Genomic DNA, 16,241 nt, shown 5'->3' with positions numbered 1-16,241 from the left:
CTCCGTTTGCGCGCCCCGCGGTGAAGCTCATGTTCGAGAAAAAATCGGATCTCTCCGGCGCCACTGCACCCTCAGCAACATCCAAATGATGCGGCGCGATGGCTTCATCGTCAATGAAATGGAATTTCGAAAGTAACGCGCGCGAAAGGCGTTATCTCCCCGATCGCCGCGCGCGACGATGAAACGATTTTCAGCGCGGTCGGGTGCAGTGGCGAAACCGGCCGGCATCGAATGCACGGCATTTGAGCGTTTTTCGTCCGCATGCACGACACCTTCTACGAACGCGCCTTCTGACGAATGAGTCCTTGCTGCGCAACCCGGGAATTCAGTTTTCCGTTTCGTTGACGGCGAACAGGTTGATCATAGACTCGACGCGTTTCCCACGCTGCGGCGAATGAATCAGAAAGAAAATGGACATGCGCAGACCGACCCGCCCGAGTTCTCCCCACTTCCTCACGCGCCGCACGGCCGCGGCGCTGATCGCGGCCGCGGTCACCCTGTCGACATCGGTCGCAGCCATCGCCGCTGACGCGATCGTGCTGCACGTCGGCGACCAGAAGGGCGGCAACCGCTCGCTGCTGGAGATTTCAGGTCTCGCCAAGGACCTCCCCTACACGATCGAGTGGGCGGAATTCCCGGCCGCAGCGCCGATCCTCGAAGCGCTCAACGCCGGCGCGCTCGACGTCGGCTATACCGGCGATCTCGCCTTCCTCACGGTCTACGCCGCTGGTGCTCCGATCAAGGCAATCGGTGGCACGCGGTCCGACGCACGAACGCAGGCGATCCTGGTGCGTGCGGACTCGCCGATCAAGACCGCGGCCGATCTCAAGGGCAAGCGCCTTGCCGGCACCCGTGGCGGCTGGGGCCAGTTCCTGATCGATGCTACGTTGGAGAAATCGGGCTACAAGGTCGAGGATGCGACGTTCGCGCCGCTCGGCCCGGTCGACGCCAAGATCGCGCTGCTCGCCGGCTCGATCGACGGCTGGGCGGTGTGGGAGCCCTACGTCTCCTACGCCAAGCTGAAGGACGACGCGCGCGTCATCGCCGATGGCGCAGGCCTGACGCCGACCATCACCTTCATCGTCGCCTCCGACAACGCGATCGCGACCAAGCGCGCCGCGGTACAGGATCTCGTGCAGCGGCTGAACAAGGCATGGCTGTGGTCGCTCGACCATATTCCCCAATACGCCAAGAACACCGCCGAATTGACCAAGCTGCCGGAGGACGTGCTACTCGCCGCCTACACTGCGGCAAAGGGCAGCCCGATCGCGATCGATGAGACCGTGGTGAAAGAGGTGCAGGCGGCCTCCGACCGCGCAACCCGGTACGGCATCCTGTCCAAGACGCTCAATGTCGACAAAGCCGTCGACCCCAGCTTTACCGCCGCGGCCAATTCGAACTAGCGCCGTGGTTTTCGTCATGCCCGGGCTCGTCCCGGGCATCCACGCCTTTGTTCCGCGGACAGCAAGACGTGGATGGCCGGGCATAGGCGAGCGGAAGCGACGCCGTCCTTCGGACGGCTATGCCCGGCCATGACGATGAGGCGATCAACGGACCGCGCACCACAACGGAGACATCTGATGTCCGGTCCGCTCCATCTCGCTCTGATCGTCGCAGCACACCTGCTCTGCATGACCTTGTTGGTCGCGCTGTCGGTTTGATAGCCTTCTCCCGATCGTCCCAGGGAGAACAACAATGAACCTCACAATGAACGACCGCGTCGCCGTGGTCACCGGCGGCAGCAAGGGCATCGGGATCGCGGTGGCGCGGCGGTTTGCCGAGTCCGGCGCCAAGGTGGCGATCCTCGCCCGCGGTGCGGCCGACCTCGCGGCCGCGCGCGAAACATTGGCAAAGGACGGGCTGGTCGTGCGCGACTACGTCTGCGACGTCTCGAAGGCCGCCGCCATTGCCGAGACCCACGACCGGATTGTCGCCGATCTCGGCAAGATCGACGTGCTGGTCAACAACGCCGGCACGGCGCGCACGCTGGCGTTCGAGAACATCAGCGACGAGGCCTGGCAGGAGGATTTCGATCTGAAGCTGTTCGCCGCGATCCGCTTCAGCCGGCTGGTCTGGGGCGGGATGAAGCAGCGCAAATGGGGCCGCATCATCAACGTGCTCAACACCTTCGCGAAGGCACCGGCCGGCAATTCCGCGCCGACCTCGGTGTCACGCGCCGCCGGCATGGCGCTGACCAAGGTGATGGCGAACGAAGGCGGCGAGCACAATATCCTGGTGAATGCGCTCTTGGTCGGCCTGATCATGAGCGATCAGTGGGTGAAGCGCCACGCGGCGCAGTCGCCCGGCATGGATTTCGGCGAGTTCGCCAAGAATCTCGCCAAGGGGACACCGCTCGGCCGCATCGGCACGGCGGAGGAGTTCGCCAACCTCGCCTGCTTCCTGGCTTCCGAGCAGGGCTCCTACATCACCGGCACCGCCATCAATGTCGATGGCGGCCGATCGCCGGTGGTTTAGGGGCAAGCTACGGCGGGAAGCCGCAGGCCCAAAAGCAAAAGGCCTCCGTCACCGGAGGCCTTTCTAGTCTTAAACCGCGTCCTTGGCGGCCTTGACCGGCCGTGCGCGGACGATCTTCCGGGCCGGCTTGGCCTTGAACATCATCTCTTCGCCCGTGAAGGGGTTGGTGCCCTTGCGCGCCTTGGTCGCAGGCTTCTTGACCACGACGAACTTGGCGAAGCCGGGGACGAGGAAAACCCCGCTCTTCTTCAGCTCCTTGTGGCCGACATCGACGAGCGTGTCCAACACGCCCTTGACGTCACGCTTGGAAAGTTCGGTGGTGGTCGCGATCTTCTCGATCACTTGCGACTTCGACAATTGGGTAGCCATGGTTGCTCCATTGATTCTGGAGTGCGCACGATATGGCGGAAAACGCCGGGAATAATAGGGTTTTCTGCACTCCACACAGCAATATCGCTGTGGACAGCACCCGAATCAGCGAGTTTTCCCGGGTTTCTTTAAGTCAAGGTGCCTGGAAGCCCTAAAATAACAGGGTTTGTACGCTTCCGAGCGGCTGCCAAAGGGCATCGCAGAGAATCACACGGCACACTGTGCACCGCGTCAATGCACGGAAACGCTGGAGGCCAATTCGAGTTGCGGAGAGCTGCGACGCCACTTCAGATTTCGGAAATGATCTTCCGAAAGGCTGAGACATTAGAAAATGACTCAGGTTCCCGTTCCATCGTAACATCGGCCAAAGCCCGCCGCGACCAGCCCGGGCTATCCGATGTGAGCTTTGGAGACCCCGCGTATGGATTTGACCCGCCTCGAGATCAACCGCCGCACGGCCCTTTTGACCTCGGCCGCCATCGCGGCCAGCGTCATCAATCCGATGCGGGCCTTTGCGCAGGAGACCCCGCGCAAAGGCGGCGTGTTCAACGTCCAATATCCAGCCGAGCAACGCCAGCTCAACCCGAGCATCCAGGCCTCGACCGGCGTCTACATCATCGGCGGCAAAATCCAGGAAAACCTGGTCGACCTCGACGCCAACGGCCAGCCGGTCGGCGTGCTCGCCGAGAGTTGGGAGGCTGCACCTGACGGCAAGACGGTCACCTTCAAGCTGCGCAAGGGCGTCACCTGGCACGACGGCAAGCCGTTCACGTCAGACGACGTCGCCTTCACCGCCATGAACATGTGGAAGAAGATCCTCAATTACGGATCGACGCTGCAGCTGTTCCTGACCGCCGTCGACACGCCCGATCCGCAGACCGCGATCTTCCGCTACGAGCGCCCGATGCCGCTCAACCTGTTGCTGCGCGCCCTGCCCGACCTCGGTTATATCTCGGCCAAGCATCTCTACGAGAGCGGCGACATCAGGCAGAACCCAGTCAACCTTGCTCCGGTCGGCACCGGCCCGTTCAAATTCGTGAAGTACGAGCGCGGGCAATATGTCATCGCCGATCGCAATCCCGATTACTGGCGGCCGAATGCGCCCTATCTCGACCGCATCGTCTGGAAGGTGATCACCGATCGCGCCGCCGCGGCGACGCAGATGGAGGCCGGCGAACTGCATTACAGCCCGTTCTCCTCGCTCACCATCTCCGACATGGGACGGCTGGCAAAGGACAAGCGCTTCATCGTCACGACCAAGGGCAATGAAGGCAACGCCCGCACCAACACCATCGAATTCAACTTCCGCCGCAAGGAGCTGTCGGACATCCGGGTCCGCCGCGCCATCGCGCATGCGATCAACGTGCCGTTCTTCATCGACAACTTCCTCGGCGATTTCGCCAAGCTCGGCACTGGGCCGATCCCCTCGACCTCGGCCGACTTCTACCCCGGCGCCAACACGCCGCAATACCCCTACGACAAGGCCAAGGCGATCGCGCTGCTGGATGAGGCCGGCTTCAAGGCCACTGGCGGCAACCGCTTCTCGCTAAAGCTGCTGCCGGCGCCGTGGGGCGAGGACATCTCGCTGTGGTCGACTTTCATCCAGCAGTCGCTCTCGGAGGTCGGTATCCAGGTCGACATCGTGCGCAATGACGGCGGCGGCTTCCTCAAGCAGGTCTATGACGAGCACGCCTTCGATCTCGCCACCGGCTGGCACCAGTACCGCAACGATCCCGCGGTCTCGACCACGGTGTGGTACCGCTCCGGCCAGCCGAAGGGCGCGCCATGGACCAACCAGTGGGGTTGGGAAGACAACACCGTCGACAAGACGATCGACGACGCCGCCACCGAAGTCGATCCGGTCAAGCGCAAGGCGCTCTATGCCGAGTTCGTCAAGGAGGTGAACACGGAGCTGCCGGTCTGGATGCCGATCGAACAGATCTTCGTCACCGTGATCACGGCGAAAGCGCGCAACCACTCCAACACCCCGCGCTGGGGTTCATCGAGCTGGCACGATCTTTGGCTGAGCGCGTGAGGGCCACTCCTCCCTCTCCCCGTTCTTCACGGGGAGAGGGTCGGGGTGAGGGGCTCTCTCCGCAATATTACTCTATCGATAGGCCTGTACCCCCTCACCCGGATCGCATCTTGCGATGCGATCCGACCTCCCCCCGCAAGCGGGGCGAGGTGACCAAGAGGCCAGCGTCGACGCACACCAGTGTCCACTCCATCCGAAACCGCTATAGATAACGCATGCGTATCCTGAGCCTTGCGGGGCGGCGGTTGGCCGCCTCGATTCCGACCCTGTTCCTGATCCTGATCGGCGTGTTCCTGCTGTTGCAGCTGGCGCCGGGCGACACCGTCGACGCGCTGATGGCGCAGATGGGCGGCGGCGATGCCGCGACCGCAAAGGAGCTGCGCCAGTTCTACGGGCTCGATCTCTCGGTTCCGGCGCAGCTCGCCAATTATCTCTGGCGGCTGGTGCGGCTCGATCTCGGCTTCTCCTCGATCTACGGCAAGCCGGTCGCGACCGTGATCCTGGAGCGGCTGCCGCCGACTATTCTCTTAATGACGGCGTCACTTTCGTTTGCGTTCTTCTTCGGACTGTTGTTCGGCGTGATCGCCGCGCGCGGCGTCAACCGCTGGCCGGATACGCTGATCTCGACGCTCGGCCTGGTCTTCTACGCCACGCCGTCGTTCTGGTTCGGGCTGATGGCGATCGTGGTGTTCTCGGTCTATCTACAGTGGCTGCCGCCGGGCGGCTTCGAGGACATCGGCACCATCAGGACCGGCATCTGGCACGTCTTCGATATCGCGGCGCATCTCCTGCTGCCGACGCTGACGCTCGGCCTGATCTTCCTTGCGATCTACCTGCGGATCATGCGTGCCTCGATGCTGGAGGTCCTGAACCTCGATTTTATCAGAACCGCCCGCGCCAAGGGACTGGACGAGACCCGAATCATCACCCGCCACGTGCTGCGCAACGCGCTGTTGCCGATGGTGACGCTGATCGGCCTGCAGGCCGGCACCATGCTCGGCGGCTCGGTCGTGGTGGAAAGCGTGTTCTCGCTGCCCGGCCTCGGGCGCCTCGCCTATGAGTCGGTGGTGCAGCGCGACCTCAATACGCTGCTGGGCATCGTGTTCGTCTCCGCCCTGCTCGTCATATCCGTGAATTTCGTCGTCGACCTGCTCTACGCGCGGCTCGACCCCCGCATCGCGGCGGAGGGCTGAGATGGACGCGGTGAAACGCTACTTCCGCAGCCCCGCGGCGGTGATCGGCCTGATCCTGCTGCTGCTTGTGATCGCGATGGCTGTCAGCGCGGGCTTGCTCTATCCGCGCGATCCGCTGGCGCTGGCCGGCCGGCCGCTGGTCTGGCCGTTCTCCAACCCGCGCTTCCTGCTCGGCACCGATAATTCGGGGCGCGATATCGCCGCGCAGATTTTCTACGGCGCGCGGATTTCGCTGCTGATCGGCGGCGTCGCCACATTGATCGCGATCCTGATCGGCATCCTGGTCGGCGCCTTCGCCGGTTATTACGGCGGCTGGATCGACAATGTGCTGATGCGGATCACCGAAGCCTTTCAGACCTTGCCGAACTTCGTGCTGCTGCTGGTGCTGGTCGCCGTGTTCGGCTCGACCCTGACCACGGTGACGATCGCAGTCGGCGTGGTGTCGTGGCCGGCGCCGGCCCGGCTGACCCGCGCCGAGTTCCTGTCGCTGCGCAACCGCGAATTCGTGCAGGCCGGCAGGACGCTCGGCATGCGAGACATCCAGCTTATCCTCGGTGAGATCCTGCCCAACGCGCTGCCGCCCGTGATCGTCTATGCCAGTGTGGTGATGGCGGTCGCGATCCTGCTGGAAAGCGCGCTCGCCTTCCTGAAGCTGTCCGATCCCAACGTCGCCTCCTGGGGCAATCTGATCGGGCTCGGCCGCGATGTGTTGCGGGTGCAGTGGTACGTCTCGGCGATCCCCGGGGTTGCGATCCTCGTCACCGTGCTCGCGGTGTCACTGGTCGGACAGGGATTGAATGACGCGCTCAATCCGCGGCTGAAGAGCCGATGAACGATTCTGTGCTTTCGCTCGACAGGCTGACGGTGCGCCTGCCCAAGGGCGCCGATCGGCCGCACGCGCTGTCGGATGTCTCGCTCTCGATCGCCTCGAACGAGATCCTCTGCGTGGTCGGCGAGTCCGGCTCGGGCAAATCGATGATGGCCAACGCCATCATGCGGCTGTTGCCGAACGAAGTCAGAATCGAACAGGGCCGGATGCTGTTCGACGGAATCGACCTCTGCGCGGCCGATGCAACCGAGATGCGCAAGGTGCGCGGTGCCTCCATCGCGATGATCTTCCAGGAGCCGATGACCGCGCTCAATCCGCTGCGCAGCATCGGCGACCAGATCGGCGAGATGTTTTCGATCCACACAAAATGTTCGAAGGCCGAGATCGCGGCGCGGGTGCTGGCGCTGCTCGAGGATGTCCGGATTCCGGACCCTACGGCCGCCGCAAAAGCCTATCCGCACGAACTCTCCGGCGGCCAGCGCCAGCGCGCCATGATCGCGATGGCGCTGGCGCTCGACCCAAAACTGTTGATCGCGGATGAGCCAACCACCGCGCTCGACGTCACGACGCAGGCGCAAATCCTGAAGCTGATTCGAGACCTGCAGCAGCGCAAGAAGACCGCGGTGCTGTTCATCACCCACGACTTCGGCGTGGTCGCCGAGATCGCCGACCGCGTCGCGGTGATGCAGCACGGCGTGATCGTGGAACAAGGCACGACCGACAAGGTGCTGAACGATCCGCAAGCCGCCTATACCAAACAGCTGATCGCTGCCGTTCCGCCGCTGAAGGCGCCGCCGCCGCGTATCATTTCCGGCAAGAGCATTCTGACCATCGACAACGTCTCCAAGACCTACCGCACCGGCGGTTTCCTGGGCCGCGGCGCGCGGGTCACCGAAGCCGTGAAGAACGTCTCGCTGCATTTGCCGCGCGGCGCGACGCTCGGAATTGTCGGTGAATCCGGTTCGGGCAAGTCGACGCTCGCGCGCTGCATTGTGCGGCTGATCGATCCTGACGCCGGCGCGATCCTACTCGACGGCAAGGACTGGGCAAAGCTGACGCGCGAACAGATTCGCCGCGAGACCCGCCATATCCAGATGGTATTCCAGGATCCCTTCGCCTCGCTCAACCCGCGCCGCAAGGCGGCGGAACTGGTGGCGCAAGGACCGATCGTGCATGGCACCGATCGTGCTGTTGCGATCGCGGAGGCGAAGAAGCTGTTCGAACTGGTCGGGCTCGATCCGTCGGGCGGCGATCGCTTCCCGCACGAATTCTCCGGCGGGCAGCGCCAGCGCATCGGGCTGGCGCGGGCGCTCGCGCTGAAACCGGATGTGCTGGTCGCCGACGAGCCGGTCTCCGCGCTCGACGTCTCGGTGCAGGCGCAGGTCCTGAAGCTGCTCGCCGACCTGCGGCAGCAGCTCGGCCTCTCCATCATCTTCATCACGCATGATCTGCGTGTCGCAGCCCAGATCTGCGATCTCGTCGCCGTCATGAAGGATGGCGCCGTGGTCGAGCAAGGGCCGACCGCGGACGTGTTCGGCAATCCGCAGCATCCCTACACGCAGGCGCTGCTGTCTGCGATTCCCGGCGGTGATTTCACCCGCAAGCGGGATGCTTTGGTCGTCTAGGCGATCTCCCGCGCATCGCGGCGGCGATAGAGCAGCAGCATCAGCGGCGCGAGCTTGCGCATCAGGCCATGCGCGGGAATCGTGACCGGCTCGGTGAAGGGCAGTGCGAGCTCGTTCTCCGGCACACCTTGCACCGCCTTCGCCAGCTCCCGGCCGAGCGGCATCGTCAGCGCCACCGCACGGCCATTGCAGCCGGTCCAGCCATAGGCATTGGGTCCGAGCCGGTGAATGCGCGGCAGGAAGTCGGTGGTCATGCCGACATAGCCGTTCCAGACATAATCGAACGAGACGTCGCCGATCTGCGGCCATATCCGCTGCAGCCGCTCGGTCACCCGCGCCTTCAGCCGCGCGGGCTTGTCGCCGGGCCCGATCACGGCGCCGCCGGTGACGAGCCGATTGCGCGCGTCGTAGCGGGCGAAATAGAGCTCGCCATGGGTATCCGACATCGCCTGCCGGCCGGGGATGATGGTCTTGCGGACATTGTCTGAGAGCGGCTGCGTCGCCATCTGCCAGGACAGCACCGGCATCACTTCGTTCGCAATATCGGGCACCAGCGACTTTGCAAACTCGCCGCTATAGGCATTGGTCGCGACCACAAGCGCGCGGCCGGAAATCTCGCCGTTCTCGGTCTTCACCACCCAGCGGTCGCCGCGGCGTTCGAAACTGAGCGCGGGCGAACGGGCGTAGATGCGCGCGCCGAGGCCGAGCACGGTGTGCGCGAGACCCCGCGCGAGCGCCAGCGGATTGATGTGGCCGCCGGTCCTGTTCCAGAAGCCGCCGTACCATGCATCCGAGCCGAGCATGTCCCTCGTCTGGTCGCGCGACAGCAATTCGACCGGCGCGCCGAATTTCGACCATTGCCGCACCCGCCGCTCCGCGATCTTGATGCGGCCCGGCGAATGCACCGGCTGCACCCAGCCAACCTGCTCCTGTTCGGCTTCGATGTTGTAGCGTTTGACGATCTCGAACAGGATAGAGGCGCTATCGCGCAGCATCGTGACGAAGCGTTCGCCGGCTGCGCCGTGTTTGGCGATAATGTCCTCTGGGTCCGGCCGTGACAGCGTCGGAATCACCTGCCCATTGTTGCGGCCCGATGCACCCCAGCCCGGCTCGGCGGCCTCGACGATCGCGACATCGACATTGGCCTCGCGCAGATGCAGCGCCGTCGAAAGACCAGTAAAGCCGCCGCCGATGATGACGACATCGGCCTGTTGCGCACCGGTCAATTCGGGACAATCGGGACCAGGCGGCGTCGCCGCGGCCCAGAGAGAATTGGGCCAGCGTACGGCATTGCTGCTCATCGTGATCCTTTCTTGCAGGCGCCTGTTCGTTCTGGTTAGCTTTAATCCTACATTCAAGCCCGGGAAAGACTGCAAGTGGCACTCAAGAACGTCATCGGAATCGACCACGCCGTGGTCATGGTCAAGGACCTCGACAAGGCGGCCGAGAATTACAAGCGGCTCGGCTTCACCGTGTCGCCGCGCGGCACCCACAGCGCGCATATGGGATCGGGCAATTACACCATCATGTTCGACCCTGATTATATGGAATTGCTCGGCGTGCTGACGCCGACCGAACACAATGCGCCGGCGCGCGCCTCTCTGGAGAGTCGCGGCGAAGGCATCGAGCGGATCGCGTTCACCGCAGTGGATTCCGCCGCCGGCGCCGAGGAGATTCGCGCGCGCGGCTACACGCCTGTTGGACCGACCGATTTCGAGCGCCCCGTGACGCTGCCCAACGGCACGATCTCCGCGGCGAAATTCCGCACCTTCCAGTGGCCGACCGCGGAAGCGCCCGGCGGCGTCCGCATCTTCGCCTGCCAGCACAAGACGCGCGAGACGGTGTGGATTCCCGAGTTGATGACGCACGCCAATGGGGCAAAACGCCTCAAGCAGGTGTTGATCGTCTCGCCGGAGCCGGCAGCCGATGCCGCGCAGCTGTCAAAGATGATCGACAACGCGACGAGGAACGACGCCGATGGCGCCATCGCCGTCCCATCGGGCGGGGACCGCGCCGACTTCGTGTTCCTGACCAAGGACCAGCTCGGCAAGCGCTATCCCGGCGTGTCGTTGGCCGGCCTGCCCGATCGCGGCGGCGCGGGCCTTGTGATCGCGGCCGATCTTGCCGCAACGGAGAAGGCGCTGGGCGCGACCGGCGTGAAGAGCGGCAGCAGCATCTGCGTGCCGCCGGCCGCCGGCAACGGCACCCTGCTCGCTTTCGTCAAGGCATAGCTGCCATCACCTGCGCGTCGCCGCTGCATAACGCCGCGGCCCGCGCAGGTGGGGGCTAGGCATACCAACCTCAGACGCTAGTATCCCTCCCAAACAAGAACCGCCCCTGGGAGAGAAACATGTCGCATCACCTGATCTCGCGCCGCCAAGTCTCGCGCCGCCAAGTTCTGGCCGGCACGGCCGCCGCCGGCGCGCTTGGACTGACCGGATTTCCGGCCCGCGCCGAGGTCAACTGGAAGAAATACTCCGGCACCACGCTCGAGGTGATCCTCGCCAAGGGGCCGCGCGGCGACAATCTGCAAAAATACGTCAAGGAATTCACCGATCTGACCGGCATCAAGGTCGAATCGGAGCAGATTCCCGAGCAGCAGCAGCGCCAGAAATGCGTGATCGAGCTGTCGTCGGGAAAGCCGAGCTTCGACATCGTTCACATCAGCTATCACGTCCAGAAGCGCCAGTTCGAGAAGGCGGGCTGGCTCGCCGACATGAGCGGCTATCTCAAGGACCCGAGCCTCACACCATCAGATCTCGTCGAGAGCGATTTTTCGGCCGCCGGCCTGCAATATGCCCGCAATGACAAGGGCCAGATGCTGTCGCTGCCCTGGTCGGTCGACTATTTCATCCTCTATTACAACAAGGAGCTGTTCCAGAAGAAGGGCGTCGAGGTCCCGAAGACCCTGGACGAGATGGCTGTTGCCGCCGAGAAGCTCACCGATCCGAAGGAGGGCATCTACGGCTTCGTCGGCCGCGGCCTGCGCAACGCCAACATGGCGATGTGGAGCAATTTCTACCTGAATTATGGCGGCGAATTCCTCGATGCCAAGGGCAACATCCTCACCGACGGTCCGGAGGCGATCGAAGCCACGAAACTCTATCAGCGCCTGCTGACCAAGTCGGCGCCTCCCGGCGTCGTCGGCTTCAACTGGATGGAATCGATGGCCTCCTTCACGCAAGGGCGCGCGGCGATGTGGATCGATGCCACGGGATGGGCGCCACCGCTGGAAGATCCGACCGCCTCGCGCATCGCCGGCAAGGTCGGCTACACCATGGTGCCTGCCGGGCCGAAGGGCCATTTCTCGTCGACCTATGGCGACGGCATCGGCATCGCCGCGGCCAGCAAGAACAAGGAAGCCGCCTATTTGCTCTGCCAGTGGGTGGTCTCGAAGGGACAGGGCGCACGCCTGCTGCAGGCCGGCGGTGGCGTGCCGTTCCGCAGCTCCATCGTCGACGATCCTGAAGTCGCCAAGGGCGTCAAGACCAAGGAGTGGCTGCAATCGGTGATCGACTCCTCCAAGATCTCCAAGCTCGGCCTGCCCGTCATCATCCCCGTCGCCGAATTCCGCGACATCGTCGGCGCGGCGTTGACCACGACACTGTCGGGCGCCGATCCCGCCACCGAGCTGAAGAAGGCGCACGAGCAATTCCGCCCGATCCTGGAGCGCAGCGAAAAAGCGTGAGCGTTGTAACACAAGCCTCTCCGGCGAAGCCTGAAGCGTTTTCCGCCACGCCTGAACGTGAATGGCGTCCGCCGTCCTACTGGCCGTTCGTGATCCCGGCACTCGTCGTGGTGCTGGCGATCATCATCTTTCCGTGGGTCTTCACGATCTGGATGAGCCTGCACGAATGGAAGGTCGGCTCGCCGACCACTTTCGTCGGGCTCGCCAATTATTTGCGGTTGCCGACCGATCCGCGGTTTGTCGAGGCGATCGGCCACACCTTGTTCTACACTGCGTTATCGGTGGTGCTGCCGCTGATCTTCGGCACGCTGGCTGCGGTCGTGTTTCACCAGAAGTTCGCTGCGCGCGGCTTCCTGCGCGGCATCTTCATCATGCCGATGATGGCGACGCCGGTTGCGATCGCGCTGGTCTGGACCATGATGTTCCACCCGCAGCTCGGCGTGCTGAACTACGTGCTGTCGCTGGTCGGAATGCCGCCGCAGCTCTGGGTGTTCAATCCGACGACTGTGATCCCCTCACTGGTGCTGGTCGAGACCTGGCAATGGACGCCGCTGGTGATGCTGATCGTGCTCGGCGGTCTCGCCGCGATCCCGACCGAGCCCTACGAAAGCGCGCAGATCGACGGCGCCAATTTCTGGCAGGTATTCCGCTTCATCACGCTGCCTTTGATCATGCCGTTCCTGTTCATCGCCGGCATGATCCGCATGATCGACGCCGTGAAGAGTTTCGACATCATCTTCGCGATCACCCAGGGCGGGCCGGGCTCGGCGTCGGAGACCATCAACCTCTATCTCTATAGCGTCGCCTTCGTCTACTACGACATCGGCTACGGCTCGGCGATCGCGGTCGTGTTCTTCCTGCTGATCGTCGCGCTCGCAGCGCTGCTGCTCTATCTGCGCAAGCGCATGCTGTGGACGTCAGAACTCGGAGACGGCGCATGAGCCTGCGTCAGGTGAGTCTTCGTCAGATTTTGGGCCGAATCGGGCTGTGGCTGTCGGTCTTCGTCATCGTTTCGCCGGCGATCCTGTTCTTCCTCTGGATGGCCTCGCTATCGCTGAAATTCGAGATCGACAACGCCGCCTATCCGCCGGTGTTCATCCCGGAGAATTTCGCCTGGAAGAACTATGCCGACGTGCTCGCCTCCAACCGCTTCCTGACCTATTTCGTCAACAGCCTGATCGTGACCGGCAGCGCGACCGGGCTTGCGATGCTGGTCGGCGTGCCTGCCGGCTACGGCATTGCGCGGATGGCGGCGCATAAATCCGCGGTCGTGATCCTGATCGCGCGCATCACGCCGGGACTATCGTACCTGATCCCGCTGTTCCTGCTGTTCCAGTGGCTCGGCCTGCTCGGCACCCTGGTGCCGCAAATCATTATTCACCTCGTGGTCACGGTGCCGATCGTGATCTGGATCATGATCGGCTATTTCGAAACCACGCCGCTGGAACTCGAGGAAGCCGCGCTGATCGACGGCGCCACGCGCTGGCAGGTGTTCCGCCATGTCGCGCTGCCGATTGCCAAGCCAGGACTCGCGGTCGCCTTCATCCTCGCCGTGATCTTCTCCTGGAACAATTTTGTCTTCGGCATCGTGCTGGCCGGCCGCGAGACGCGCACGCTGCCGGTCGCCGTCTACAACATGATCTCGTTCGACCAGCTGAGCTGGGGCCCGCTCGCCGCCGCCGCGCTGATGGTGACACTTCCGGTGCTGCTGCTGACCGTATTCGCCCAACGGCAGATCGTCGCCGGGCTCACCGCGGGCGCGGTCAAGGGCGGGTAGCGCCAGCTATTGGTAGCTGGCGGTGTCAGCTGAATCGCTCGGGTGCGCGACGACCTTTTTTAACGCCGCGCTCATCGGAAGGTTGAGGTTGATGTTTCGCGGCGGGATCGCTGTCTCGAACCATTTGCGATAGACGCGATCGAAATCACCGGACCGGAACATGTCGGCAAGCGCTGAATCGACCAGTTGCTTGAAGCCCAAGTCACCGCGCCGCATCATGATCGCATAGGGCTCGACGGACAGGAATTCCTGCGAGATCTGGTAGCTCTCAGCATCGCGCGCATTGGCAACCTGCCCAGCTAGCAGGACGTCATCCATCACGAAGGCGGAGGCGCGATCGGTCGCGACCATCAGGAAGGCCTCGGCGTGATCCTTTGCCGGGACGACCTGCATGCCGAGCTCCTTCCGGACGTTGAGCTCATTGAGAAGCCGCAAACTCGTGGTGCCTGATGTCGACACCACCGTGCGCCCCTTGAGATCGTCGAAGCCGCGGATCGCAGCCGCCTTCTTCGAGACAAAGTTGCTGGTGGTCAGATAGGTCGTCGACGAGAACGCGACCTGCGTCTGCCGTTCGATCGTGTTGGTCGTGGACCCGCACTCGATGTCGATGGTCCCGTTGGCCAGCAGCGGAATTCGCGTGCCCGACGTCACCGGCACATACTTGACCTGAAGGTCGGGACGTTTGGTGGCGACCTCGATCTGGTCGACGACGCGCGCGCACAGATCGATCGAAAAGCCGACAACGTGCTGCGCATCGTCGAAATACGAGAACGGGATCGATGTGTCGCGGTGCCCGATGGTGAGCACACCGGTGCTCGCGATCTTGTCGAGCGTGTCCGACGGGGCTTGGGCATGGACCGTCGCAACCGATAATAGCGAGACAAAGGCCAAGTAAATCAATTTCTTAAAGGTGGCGCCGCCCATTCGCTTACTCCACTCAACACGACTCTGGATATAATTTTCCTGTATTGTATAAAATATTGCTACCAATTATACAACTGCGCAATCGTGCAGTATCGTCGACCAGTCGGCACGTGGCTGCCGGCAGGACCGAAGAGAGGGACATCGCGTGCATTACGACGTCGTCATTATCGGGGGTGGAGCGATCGGGGCGAGCGTCGCCTATTTCCTGAGGCGCCATCCAAGGGCGTGCTCGGTCGCGGTCGTCGAGCGTGACAAGAGCTATCAGCAGGCGTCGACGCCACGCGCCTCCGGAGGCGTCCGTCGGCTGTTTGCGCTGCCGGAAAACATCGCGCTCTCCAATTTCAGCATCCCGTTCTACGAGCGGTTCGAGACCGAGATGGCGGTCGATGGCGAGCCGGCCCGGATCGATTTCAGGAAGAACGGCTATCTCTTCATCGTCGCCGCGGCAGATGTCGGGATGCTCGAGAAGAACCTCCGGGTACAGCAGGACAATGGCGTCAATGCTGTCTGGCTCGACCGGGACGGATTGAAGAGCAAGTTTCCCTCGATGAACGTCGCGGATCTGGCGGCCGCGGTGTATTCGCCCGACGACGGCTGGCTCGATCCCTACAGCGTGTTGCGCGGATTGCGCAGGAAGGCAGCCTCGTCAGGCGCGACATTCATCGACGACGAGGTCGTCGGGCTCGAGGCCGAGCGCGGACGCGTCAGGAACGTGACGCTGAAATCAGGCGCGGTCATCACGACGGATCTCGTCGTGAACGCCGCAGGCGCCTGGGCGAAACAGATCAGCGCGATGGTTGACATGCGGGTGCCGATCGAGCCGATGCGGCGATACGAGCACTATTTCGAATGCGAAGCGGCGATCGAGCCGCTGCCCTATTTGAAGGATACGCAACGATTGGCGTTCCGGCCGGAAGGCAAAGGCTATTCGGGCGGTGTCCCCGATACCAACGAGCCGCGTGGCTTCAACTTCGAGGTTCAGCACGATTACTTCGAGACGGTGGTGTGGCCCGCGCTCGCCCATCGCTTCCCGGCCTTCGAGCGAACCAAAGAGAAGAACGTGATGGCCGGGCTGTACGACCAGAACGAGCTCGACGGCAACGTGATCATCGGCCCGTGGACCGGAGGGATAGAGAATTTCTATATGCTGGCCGGCTTCTCCGGGCACGGCCTGATGCATGCGCCGGGCTGCGGGCGGGCGATGGCCGAGCTGATCCTGGACGGTGGCTACCGGACCATCGATCTCGGCCGCTTTGGATGGCAGCGCGTGGTGGACAACGCGCCCTATCGCGAGACCGGCATCATCTAGCAGATCGATTCTCGCGA

General features: G+C 63.4%; 15 protein-coding genes. 11 read left to right on the top strand and 4 right to left on the bottom strand.

Annotated features, from left to right (window positions below; translation table 11 throughout):
* Nucleotides 1-27: 27 nt before the first annotated feature.
* Entirely contained in the window at nt 28-267 is a 240-nt protein-coding gene (locus UP10_RS44065) for a hypothetical protein (protein ID WP_156179764.1), read from the bottom strand.
* A gap of 149 nt (nt 268-416) precedes the next feature.
* Between UP10_RS44065 and UP10_RS11050 the strand changes: the two genes are divergently transcribed.
* Together UP10_RS11050 and UP10_RS11045 are read left to right on the top strand one after the other, a co-directional pair.
* Nucleotides 417-1,403 carry an ABC transporter substrate-binding protein gene (locus UP10_RS11050; protein WP_044587470.1) on the top strand — a complete coding sequence of 329 codons (987 nt, stop codon included), beginning with the start codon at nt 417-419 and terminating at the stop codon, nt 1,401-1,403.
* Nucleotides 1,404-1,695: 292 nt separating this feature from the next.
* Nucleotides 1,696-2,475, top strand: coding sequence for an SDR family oxidoreductase (locus tag UP10_RS11045; RefSeq protein WP_044587373.1), 780 nt, complete (start codon nt 1,696-1,698; stop codon nt 2,473-2,475).
* Between the two features lie 69 nt (nt 2,476-2,544).
* On the opposite strand, the gene UP10_RS11040 is transcribed toward UP10_RS11045, so the two are convergent.
* The gene (locus tag UP10_RS11040; protein WP_044587372.1) at nt 2,545-2,844 is read right to left on the bottom strand and encodes an HU family DNA-binding protein; all 300 of its coding nucleotides are present in this window, start codon (nt 2,842-2,844) and stop codon (nt 2,545-2,547) included.
* Between the two features lie 421 nt (nt 2,845-3,265).
* On the opposite strand from UP10_RS11040, the gene UP10_RS11035 reads away from it, so the two are divergent.
* The 4 genes from UP10_RS11035 to UP10_RS11020 all read left to right on the top strand — a co-directional run bounded on the left by UP10_RS11035 (nt 3,266) and on the right by UP10_RS11020 (nt 8,526).
* Entirely contained in the window at nt 3,266-4,879 is a 1,614-nt protein-coding gene (locus tag UP10_RS11035; protein WP_044587371.1) for an ABC transporter substrate-binding protein, read from the top strand.
* A 215-nt stretch (nt 4,880-5,094) separates the two neighbouring features.
* The gene (locus tag UP10_RS11030) at nt 5,095-6,072 is read left to right on the top strand and encodes an ABC transporter permease (protein ID WP_044587370.1); all 978 of its coding nucleotides are present in this window, start codon (nt 5,095-5,097) and stop codon (nt 6,070-6,072) included.
* Between the two features lies 1 nt (nt 6,073).
* Entirely contained in the window at nt 6,074-6,904 is an 831-nt protein-coding gene (locus UP10_RS11025) for an ABC transporter permease (protein ID WP_044587369.1), read from the top strand.
* A complete protein-coding gene (locus UP10_RS11020; protein WP_044587368.1) occupies nt 6,901-8,526 on the top strand; it encodes an ABC transporter ATP-binding protein in 1,626 nt (541 codons plus the stop codon). Before UP10_RS11025 ends, UP10_RS11020 begins: the two co-directional genes overlap by 4 nt.
* On the opposite strand, the gene UP10_RS11015 is transcribed toward UP10_RS11020, so the two are convergent.
* Complete coding sequence (locus UP10_RS11015; RefSeq protein WP_197086780.1) at nt 8,523-9,827, bottom strand: NAD(P)/FAD-dependent oxidoreductase; 1,305 nt, start codon at nt 9,825-9,827, stop codon at nt 8,523-8,525. The genes UP10_RS11020 and UP10_RS11015 overlap by 4 nt on opposite strands.
* A gap of 75 nt (nt 9,828-9,902) precedes the next feature.
* Here UP10_RS11015 and UP10_RS11010 point away from each other — a divergent pair, with 75 nt between their 5' ends.
* The 4 genes from UP10_RS11010 to UP10_RS10995 all read left to right on the top strand — a co-directional run bounded on the left by UP10_RS11010 (nt 9,903) and on the right by UP10_RS10995 (nt 13,991).
* Nucleotides 9,903-10,757, top strand: a complete 855-nt coding sequence (locus UP10_RS11010) for a VOC family protein (protein ID WP_044587367.1) — start codon at nt 9,903-9,905, stop codon at nt 10,755-10,757.
* 119 nt (nt 10,758-10,876) lie between these two features.
* Nucleotides 10,877-12,214, top strand: a complete 1,338-nt coding sequence (locus tag UP10_RS11005) for an ABC transporter substrate-binding protein (protein ID WP_044587366.1) — start codon at nt 10,877-10,879, stop codon at nt 12,212-12,214.
* Nucleotides 12,211-13,155, top strand: a complete 945-nt coding sequence (locus tag UP10_RS11000) for a carbohydrate ABC transporter permease (RefSeq protein WP_044587365.1) — start codon at nt 12,211-12,213, stop codon at nt 13,153-13,155. The genes UP10_RS11005 and UP10_RS11000 overlap by 4 nt, the downstream gene beginning before the upstream one ends.
* A gap of 11 nt (nt 13,156-13,166) precedes the next feature.
* Entirely contained in the window at nt 13,167-13,991 is an 825-nt protein-coding gene (locus tag UP10_RS10995; protein WP_044538499.1) for a carbohydrate ABC transporter permease, read from the top strand.
* A gap of 6 nt (nt 13,992-13,997) precedes the next feature.
* Here UP10_RS10995 and UP10_RS10990 read toward each other — a convergent pair whose 3' ends face one another.
* Complete coding sequence (locus tag UP10_RS10990; protein WP_044587364.1) at nt 13,998-14,915, bottom strand: transporter substrate-binding domain-containing protein; 918 nt, start codon at nt 14,913-14,915, stop codon at nt 13,998-14,000.
* Nucleotides 14,916-15,060: 145 nt separating this feature from the next.
* On the opposite strand from UP10_RS10990, the gene UP10_RS10985 reads away from it, so the two are divergent.
* The gene (locus UP10_RS10985) at nt 15,061-16,224 is read left to right on the top strand and encodes an NAD(P)/FAD-dependent oxidoreductase (protein ID WP_044587363.1); all 1,164 of its coding nucleotides are present in this window, start codon (nt 15,061-15,063) and stop codon (nt 16,222-16,224) included.
* Nucleotides 16,225-16,241 lie beyond the last annotated feature (17 nt).

This window comes from Bradyrhizobium sp. LTSPM299, assembly GCF_000938235.1.
Classification (GTDB): domain Bacteria; phylum Pseudomonadota; class Alphaproteobacteria; order Rhizobiales; family Xanthobacteraceae; genus Bradyrhizobium.
This window is presented reverse-complemented; position numbering and strand designations above follow the sequence as displayed.

Excerpts from the sequence above, each read along its gene's own strand:
- UP10_RS10990 (WP_044587364.1), bottom strand. The coding sequence starts at position 14,915 with ATGGGCGGCGCCACCTTTAAGAAATTGATTTACTTGGCCTTTGTCTCG.
- UP10_RS11015 (WP_197086780.1), bottom strand. The coding sequence starts at position 9,827 with ATGAGCAGCAATGCCGTACGCTGGCCCAATTCTCTCTGGGCCGCGGCG.
- UP10_RS11035 (WP_044587371.1), top strand. The coding sequence starts at position 3,266 with ATGGATTTGACCCGCCTCGAGATCAACCGCCGCACGGCCCTTTTGACC.
- UP10_RS11025 (WP_044587369.1), top strand. The coding sequence starts at position 6,074 with ATGGACGCGGTGAAACGCTACTTCCGCAGCCCCGCGGCGGTGATCGGC.
- UP10_RS11050 (WP_044587470.1), top strand. The coding sequence starts at position 417 with ATGCGCAGACCGACCCGCCCGAGTTCTCCCCACTTCCTCACGCGCCGC.
- UP10_RS11030 (WP_044587370.1), top strand. The coding sequence starts at position 5,095 with ATGCGTATCCTGAGCCTTGCGGGGCGGCGGTTGGCCGCCTCGATTCCG.
- UP10_RS11045 (WP_044587373.1), top strand. The coding sequence starts at position 1,696 with ATGAACCTCACAATGAACGACCGCGTCGCCGTGGTCACCGGCGGCAGC.
- UP10_RS11040 (WP_044587372.1), bottom strand. The coding sequence starts at position 2,844 with ATGGCTACCCAATTGTCGAAGTCGCAAGTGATCGAGAAGATCGCGACC.
- UP10_RS11005 (WP_044587366.1), top strand. The coding sequence starts at position 10,877 with ATGTCGCATCACCTGATCTCGCGCCGCCAAGTCTCGCGCCGCCAAGTT.
- UP10_RS11020 (WP_044587368.1), top strand. The coding sequence starts at position 6,901 with ATGAACGATTCTGTGCTTTCGCTCGACAGGCTGACGGTGCGCCTGCCC.